Raw genomic sequence first — 7,134 nt, 5'->3', positions numbered from 1 at the left:
CCTCTTCATTCGCTCGACTTGCATGTATTAGGCACGCCGCCAGCGTTCATCCTGAGCCAGGATCAAACTCTCCATAAAAGTGTTTGACTTGCTCTAATTTGTTACTGACGGAATTAATTCTTAATTCCTTACCTTTGCTTTTGTTCAGTTTTCAAAGAACTTGTTTTGGCTTGTCTTCTTTCGAGACAGCTTTATCATCTTACCGAATCGAAGTTATAAAGTCAAGCGCTTTTTAAAAATCTTTTTTAAAGATAATATGGTGGGCCTAAATGGACTCGAACCATCGACCTCACGCTTATCAGGCGTGCGCTCTAACCAGCTGAGCTATAGGCCCGTGAAAATAATGGAGCGGGTGATGAGAATCGAACTCACGACCAGAGCTTGGAAGGCTCTTGTTTTACCATTAAACTACACCCGCAAAAGAATGGTCGGGAAGACAGGATTTGAACCTGCGACCCCCTGGTCCCAAACCAGGTGCTCTACCAAGCTGAGCCACTTCCCGTAAAAAAATATGGCGCGCCCTGAGAGATTCGAACTCCCGACCTTTTGATTCGTAGTCAAACACTCTATCCAGCTGAGCTAAGGGCGCATATCCATTGCATTATATGTTATTTTGAAAAGTTGGTGCGGTCGAGAGGACTCGAACCTCCACGGGGTTGCCCCCACTAGCCCCTCAAGCTAGCGCGTCTGCCATTCCGCCACGACCGCGCGGCAAGATGCCAGCGCATGAACACTGCAACTTATAAGTTCAAAAGAATTAATATGGTGCGGGTGAAGGGACTCGAACCCCCACGTCAAAGACACTAGATCCTAAGTCTAGCGCGTCTGCCAATTCCGCCACACCCGCATATTAATTTGAAAATGGTGAGCCATGAAGGACTCGAACCTTCGACCCTCTGATTAAAAGTCAGATGCTCTACCGACTGAGCTAATGGCTCATGCTTAATGTGTCCGTCGGATCCTGTCTCTTCCTCTAAAAGCGAAGCCACTAAGTTTATCCGTCGAGACAACCGTAGTCAATCACGATGTATCGCTTGTGACTGAGCTAATGGCTCTCACATGTTATTAAGTGTTTATATTCAACACTCATCTTAAAAACAAAAAATGGCTGGGCTAGCTGGATTCGAACCAGCGCATGACGGAGTCAAAGTCCGTTGCCTTACCGCTTGGCTATAGCCCAACACCTTAGAATAAAAATGGCGGACCCGACCGGGGTCGAACCGGCGATCTCCTGCGTGACAGGCAGGCATGTTAACCACTACACCACGAGTCCATTCATCTAGGCATTTTGTATTTTATTTATGAAATAAAATGGTGACCCGTACGGGATTCGAACCCGTGTTACCGCCGTGAAAGGGCGGTGTCTTAACCGCTTGACCAACGGGCCACATGGCAGAGAAGAAGGGATTCGAACCCTCGCACCGCGTTAGCGATCTACACCCTTAGCAGGGGCGCCCCTTGAGCCACTTGGGTACTTCTCTGTATGGCTCCACAGGTAGGACTCGAACCTACGACCGATCGGTTAACAGCCGATAGCTCTACCACTGAGCTACTGTGGAATGTCTTTTAAGGACAATTAATATCATAATTGTTTCAGCTTAAAATGTCAACCCGTTTTAGAAGGTTTTTTCTAAGCTTCCGTTGCTGCAGCCGCCCATTATAAAAGGCTATGTAAAGGGCTTGTCTAACAGCGACTTAATTAAATTACCACATTCCTATAATCGAAGTCAACACCCTAATTTGAAGAAATCTGTTTTAATTTTCCCCGGCACTTTCCGCACACATATCTCTTCGTATCAATCTTCCTTTTTCTTTTATAAGACTGCATACAGTCTGTGCAAATATAGTGATGTTTATAACTCTCTGTTCTCCTTTTTTCAGGGATAGATTGACAATAACGGGAACCGCCAACTCTATTCAGCCAATACTTAAAATCGTAATCACCATGTTTATAGCCTTTCCCTTCAATATGCATGTGATAATGCACCAGCTCATGCTTTATTACCCCGATCAACTCATCCATTCCAAATGCATCATAAAGATGAGGATTCATTTCGATGTCATGAGACCTTAATAAGTACCGTCCGCCGGTAGTCCGTAATCTTTTGTTGAATCTGGCGTTATGACGAAACTTTTTATTGAAAAATTGTATGGAGATTTCTTCTGTTAGTTTTTGCAGTTCTTCATCTGTCATGGTCATGCCCCTTACTATTTCAAGTTCACATTAACAAGCATCTAAACATAGACTAATACACAAACAACGGATTGGGAAGTTCAAGGAGGTTCTCTATATGCCAACATGGTTTAAAAGACAGCTCCGCCGCGCTTATTACCAAAAAGATCGTTACCAAATCCGCTTATTGAATCAATGCTGGTTCTTTTATAACAGAAAGCACTCCTCCAGTGAAGAATGATCCCACTGGAGAAGCGCTTTTTCTTTTGACTATCCTTTTTTAGGAGCAACCATCGTTAAGGCGATTCGCTGTTTAGCTACATCTACTGAATCGACCCAAACGGTTACAACTTGTCCCACACTTACAACATCCATTGGATTCTTTACAAAACGGTCAGTTAATTTCGAAATATGAACGAGACCATCTTGTTTTACACCAATGTCTACAAAAGCACCAAAGTCTACAACATTGCGGACTGTTCCTTGAAGCTCCATACCTTGTGCTAAGTCTTCCATCTTAAGAACATCTGTTTTAAGAACCGGACCTGAAAATTCATCTCGAGGATCACGCCCAGGTTTTGTCAGTCCTTCGATAATATCTTTTAATGTCGGAACACCAATATCCAGTTTACTCGAAGTTTCCTCAAGTGAAAGGGACTTTAATTTATCAGCCAGAGCTTCTGTACCGATGTCGGCAGGTTTAAATCCTAACTCTTTTAATAAGGCTTTGGTTCCCGAATAACTTTCAGGGTGGATTCCCGTTTGGTCCAACGGCTGATCGCCATCCATTACACGCAAAAATCCAATACATTGCTCGTACGTTTTCGCGCCTAAGCGAGGAATCTTCTTCAGCTCTGTTCTATTTTTAAATTTCCCAACATCATTTCTTTTTAAAATAATGTTTTGTGCAACCGTTTTGGACAGGCCTGAAACATATTGAAGCAATGAAGCTGATGCTGTATTTACATTAACACCTACCTGGTTAACCGCTGTTTCAACTACAAAACTGATCTCTTCACCTAGTCGTTTTTGCGATACATCATGCTGATATTGTCCGACGCCAATCGATTTCGGATCTATTTTTACAAGTTCAGCCAACGGATCTTGAAGTCTTCTCGCTATAGAAACGGCACTTCTCTCTTCAACTTGAAGGTCTGGAAACTCTTCACGGGCAACACTAGATGCTGAATAAACACTCGCACCCGCTTCGTTTACAATTACATATGCTACAGATTTATCGAGATCTTTTAATGTCTCTGCAATAAACTGTTCCGTTTCACGAGACGCCGTACCGTTTCCGATCGCTGCAATTTCAATATCATATTGATCAATCAGTTTTTTTACTACCGCAGCAGATTTTTCAACTTCTGATCTTGGCGGTGTTGGATAAATGGTCTGAATATGAAGAACCTTCCCCGTCTCATCAACAACACCAAGCTTGCATCCGGTGCGGTATGCCGGGTCAACTCCTAATACAACTTTCCCTTTTAATGGGGCTTGAAGCAAAAGGCTTCTTACATTTTCAGAAAAAATATGAATGGCACGCTCTTCTGCCTGCTCTGTTAAAGCTGCACGTATTTCCCTTTCGATCGAAGGCGCAATCAGTCTTTTATAAGCATCCTCTATTGCTTCAAGCAAAAATGGTGCAGCTGGAGAATGTGATCGCTTAATCGTTTTTCTTTCCATTTTCGAATGGATCGAGTCAGCAGGAGTACTGATGCCAACCTTCAAAATCCCTTCTTTTTCTCCCCGGTTCACAGCAAGAACTCTGTGAGGAACAATCTTACGGATTGGTTCTTGGTATTCATAATACATCTCGAATACTTTTTTCTCGTCAGCTTCTGTATTTTTTCCTTCTGTCTTTATCTCACCTTTCAAAAAGGTGTCTTCCCGTATCCATTTTCGCATATCAGCATCATCAGAAAGCATTTCAGCTATGATGTCCTTAGCTCCTTGAAGAGCATCTTCTTCTGACAATACTTCTTTTTCTTCACTTATGTATTCTTTCGCCGCTTCTAAAGGATTTTCATTATGTTCTTCCAGGAGCCATAGCGCAAGAGGCTCTAATCCTTTTTCTTTTGCAACTGTCGCTTTTGTTCTTCTTTTCTGTTTGTACGGACGGTATAAATCTTCTATATCCTGCAGCTTTTGAGCTTTATTAATTGCAGCAGTAAGTTCTTCTGTCAATTTTCCTTGTTCGTCGATTAAACGAATAACTTCTTCTTTACGAGAAGCAAGGTTTTGCAAATAAGTCCAGCGGTCCATGATGTCTTTAATCTGAACTTCATCAAGACCTCCTGTTAATTCCTTTCGGTAACGGGCAATAAAAGGCACCGTATTTCCTTCTTCTAATAATTCAATAACTTGATTAATTTGTTTCCCTTTAACATTCAGTTCCTGTTCCATCATACGCAATGCTTGTTCATTAACAGGTTGTCCCAATAAGAACACTCCTTTTTCAATCAATTACTTCTATTATAAACGAAGTGAATGCCTCAGTAAAAAAAGCTTGAAAGTCGTTGATATCCGCTTCAGGGTACTCGCTTTCCGCGGGGCGTGCGGTGACCCTCCTCTGCGCTTTGCGCACTTAGGAGTCTCACCTGTCACACTGATCCCGCTGGAGTCTCGCACCCTTACGCTCCAATCAACGTATCGAAGAAGAAAACAGAACAAAATAAATAAAGGGCAGCAATCTTTTAGAGAAAAAAACCAAAAAATTCACACAAACAAAAAACACCATCCTCAAATACGGTAAGGATGATGTTTCTCTAACTCATATTCACTTGACCTACCAGGACTGTAGCATCATCATTGATATCCTGCGGTAATCCGCTTATATACTTTACAGATTCCTTCGGTGAAATCATTTTTGTTAAAAGCGCACGGCTTTGCGTATGAATATCCATGCCATCTGAATAGAGCATAAATGTTAACTCTTTCTCGTATCTAAAATCCTGTACTTTAAATCGTTCTGGTTTTCCTACTAGGAAACCGACTTTCGGCAAAGGGTGTACAGCACGTTGTCTTTCCGCAGAGATTATAAAACGGATGTTACCTACTCCAGAATAAGTGGCAGTTTTATTTTTATAATCGACTTTAACGATTGCAATAACAGCACCGCGCGTATGTCTTAGTCCATCGTTGCAAAGTTGCATCAGCTGCTCTACTGTCTCATGATGATGCTGATCGATGATGTCAGTTGCTGCTCCCGAAGCTTCTTTAGCCATTTTCCCGCTTCCTAAGCCATCCGCAACAGCGCAAATCAAATAATTGTCCGTTTCTTTCACATAAAAACTATCTCCGCAAAGATCATTTCCCTTTTTCGGTTTTTGATACGAGGAAACAGATGCTCTGCTGTATTGATAGTGTTCGATCATCTAAGCGCCTCCGAAGGAGTCACTCGCAAGGCTTCTTTCAGTTTTTCTAAAGCTCTCCTTTGCAATCTGGAAACGTGCATTTGAGAAATATCTAACCTTTCTCCAGTTTCCTTCTGGCTTAAGTTTTCAAAATAAGTGCACTGAAGAATTTCGCGTTCACGTTCAGAGAGAACCGCAAAAGCTTTCTGTAAAAGAAGTCTTTTGTCAATCTGATCAAATCCTTCATCATTCGAACCAACAAGATCCAGAAGTGTTACTGTACTTCCCTCCTGGTCAGCCTCGATAGAGCTGTCTACAGAAAGAGCTTGATAGCTCTTGCCCATTTCCATCGTCTCTAGCACTTCTTCTTCTGAAACTTCCAGATAATCAGCAATTTCGGCAATCTTAGGTGATCTTTGCAAGCTGGTTGTTAATTCTTCAACCGCTTTTTTAATTCTCGGTCCTAATTCCTTGATTCGGCGAGGTACATGTACACTCCAAGTCTTATCACGGATAAAACGTTTAATTTCTCCAACAATTGTCGGAACCGCAAAGGATTCAAAAGATCTGCCAAACGTTTTATCATATCTTCTAAATGCAGCTAATAAACCAATCATACCCACTTGAACTAAATCGTCATGAATGCTTTTGCCTTTAGAAAACTTTCTTGCCAAGGAATGAACTAGATCTTGATATTGCAGAACAAGATTCGTCTGAATTTCTTCATTTTGTGGATCTTGCTGCAACTCGTCGATCCATTCATAAACTTGCTCTTTACTGTGAAGGCGCTGGCGAGATTCTGTCGACATGTTCCTCCACCTCATCTCTGTGAAGATACTTAGTCATCATAACAACGACGCCGGCTTCACTGCTTATTTCTACCTTGTCCATGAGTGTATCTATTAAGAAGAGGCCTAAACCTCCCTCATTTAACTGATCAACAGATTTCCCATCTACCGGGCCAAGATTTTTTGAGATAGATTTAACATCAAAGCTCTTACCTTGATCGACAACAGTTATTTCAATACGGTCATCGAAAATATTGCAGCCAACACGGACTTGACCTTTATCTTCATCCGCATAAGCGTGATTAACAACATTCGTCACTGCTTCAGAAACAGCGATCTTAATATCTTCTATTTCATCAAACGCAAAACCCATTCTGTTAGCAAGGCCAGAAATTGTTAATCTGACCACACCCACATAATCCGGTTTCGCGGGGACGTTCATTTCAATATAGTCGGACGCTGTTCTCATAGCGCCTCCCCCTTTACTCCGCTTTCAATGTCCATCACTTCAGTTAATCCAGTAATCTCAAAGATACGTTTAACACGATCTGTCATACCGCGAAGTTTTAATGAACTATTGTTAGCTTTTGAAGATTTTAGCGCTCCAACAAAAATTCCTAATCCTGTGCTGTCCATATAATCAATTCCAGAAAGATCGACAACAACAACGCTGCCTTCTTTTTCGGTTAATGGAAGCATTACCTCTTTTAGCTTTGGAGCAGTATATGCATCGACTTCTCCAGTAAGATGTAACTCGTGTGTTTCATTTATTTGGTGTTGATTAATTTGCAAATTCATTGTTTTCCCCCCACGCTTT

The 7,134-nt window shown here is 41.8% G+C and carries 7 protein-coding genes, 12 tRNA genes and 1 rRNA gene; 1 reads left to right on the top strand and 19 read right to left on the bottom strand.

What is annotated here, in order from left to right; translation table 11 throughout:
• From ACFW35_RS19000 to ACFW35_RS18935, 14 genes are all read right to left on the bottom strand, one after another.
• Positions 1–78, bottom strand: a 16S ribosomal RNA gene (locus ACFW35_RS19000); the annotation flags it as partial.
• A gap of 179 nt (positions 79–257) precedes the next feature.
• A tRNA-Ile gene (locus tag ACFW35_RS18995) sits at positions 258–334 on the bottom strand.
• Positions 335–344: 10 nt separating this feature from the next.
• A tRNA-Gly gene (locus ACFW35_RS18990) sits at positions 345–418 on the bottom strand.
• A gap of 7 nt (positions 419–425) precedes the next feature.
• Positions 426–502, bottom strand: a tRNA-Pro gene (locus tag ACFW35_RS18985).
• 10 nt (positions 503–512) lie between these two features.
• Positions 513–589 (bottom strand) — tRNA-Arg (locus ACFW35_RS18980).
• 33 nt (positions 590–622) lie between these two features.
• A tRNA-Leu gene (locus tag ACFW35_RS18975) sits at positions 623–708 on the bottom strand.
• A gap of 55 nt (positions 709–763) precedes the next feature.
• Positions 764–847 (bottom strand) — tRNA-Leu (locus tag ACFW35_RS18970).
• A 15-nt stretch (positions 848–862) separates the two neighbouring features.
• Positions 863–938, bottom strand: a tRNA-Lys gene (locus tag ACFW35_RS18965).
• A 167-nt stretch (positions 939–1,105) separates the two neighbouring features.
• Positions 1,106–1,180, bottom strand: a tRNA-Gln gene (locus tag ACFW35_RS18960).
• A gap of 17 nt (positions 1,181–1,197) precedes the next feature.
• Positions 1,198–1,273, bottom strand: a tRNA-Asp gene (locus ACFW35_RS18955).
• Positions 1,274–1,312: 39 nt separating this feature from the next.
• Positions 1,313–1,387: transfer RNA gene (locus ACFW35_RS18950), tRNA-Glu, on the bottom strand.
• Between the two features lie 3 nt (positions 1,388–1,390).
• Positions 1,391–1,481: transfer RNA gene (locus ACFW35_RS18945), tRNA-Ser, on the bottom strand.
• A 3-nt stretch (positions 1,482–1,484) separates the two neighbouring features.
• Positions 1,485–1,559 (bottom strand) — tRNA-Asn (locus ACFW35_RS18940).
• A 176-nt stretch (positions 1,560–1,735) separates the two neighbouring features.
• Positions 1,736–2,194, bottom strand: coding sequence for a SprT family protein (locus ACFW35_RS18935; protein WP_379848148.1), 459 nt, complete (start codon positions 2,192–2,194; stop codon positions 1,736–1,738).
• 97 nt (positions 2,195–2,291) lie between these two features.
• Here ACFW35_RS18935 and cmpA point away from each other — a divergent pair, with 97 nt between their 5' ends.
• Positions 2,292–2,414, top strand: coding sequence for a cortex morphogenetic protein CmpA (gene cmpA / locus ACFW35_RS18930; protein ID WP_130297391.1), 123 nt, complete (start codon positions 2,292–2,294; stop codon positions 2,412–2,414).
• Between the two features lie 29 nt (positions 2,415–2,443).
• Here the strand turns inward: cmpA and ACFW35_RS18925 are convergent, their stop codons facing one another.
• The 5 genes from ACFW35_RS18925 to ACFW35_RS18905 all read right to left on the bottom strand — a co-directional run bounded on the left by ACFW35_RS18925 (position 2,444) and on the right by ACFW35_RS18905 (position 7,115).
• Positions 2,444–4,582, bottom strand: coding sequence for a Tex family protein (locus ACFW35_RS18925; protein ID WP_379848154.1), 2,139 nt, complete (start codon positions 4,580–4,582; stop codon positions 2,444–2,446).
• A 359-nt stretch (positions 4,583–4,941) separates the two neighbouring features.
• Positions 4,942–5,550 carry a PP2C family serine/threonine-protein phosphatase gene (locus ACFW35_RS18920; RefSeq protein WP_379848146.1) on the bottom strand — a complete coding sequence of 203 codons (609 nt, stop codon included), beginning with the start codon at positions 5,548–5,550 and terminating at the stop codon, positions 4,942–4,944.
• Positions 5,547–6,338, bottom strand: a complete 792-nt coding sequence (sigB, locus tag ACFW35_RS18915) for an RNA polymerase sigma factor SigB (RefSeq protein ID WP_379848144.1) — start codon at positions 6,336–6,338, stop codon at positions 5,547–5,549. The genes ACFW35_RS18920 and sigB overlap by 4 nt, the downstream gene beginning before the upstream one ends.
• Complete coding sequence (gene rsbW / locus ACFW35_RS18910) at positions 6,304–6,786, bottom strand: anti-sigma B factor RsbW (protein WP_379848142.1); 483 nt, start codon at positions 6,784–6,786, stop codon at positions 6,304–6,306. Before rsbW ends, sigB begins: the two co-directional genes overlap by 35 nt.
• A complete protein-coding gene (locus ACFW35_RS18905) occupies positions 6,783–7,115 on the bottom strand; it encodes an STAS domain-containing protein (protein WP_130297393.1) in 333 nt (110 codons plus the stop codon). The genes rsbW and ACFW35_RS18905 overlap by 4 nt, the downstream gene beginning before the upstream one ends.
• Between the last annotated feature and the right edge of the window lie 19 nt (positions 7,116–7,134).

It is taken from the genome of Fictibacillus sp. NPDC058756, assembly GCF_042746035.1.
Taxonomy (GTDB): Bacteria; Bacillota; Bacilli; order Bacillales; family Fictibacillaceae; genus Fictibacillus.
The sequence above is the reverse complement of the archived record's forward strand: the minus strand, read 5'-3'. Positions and strand labels throughout refer to the sequence as shown.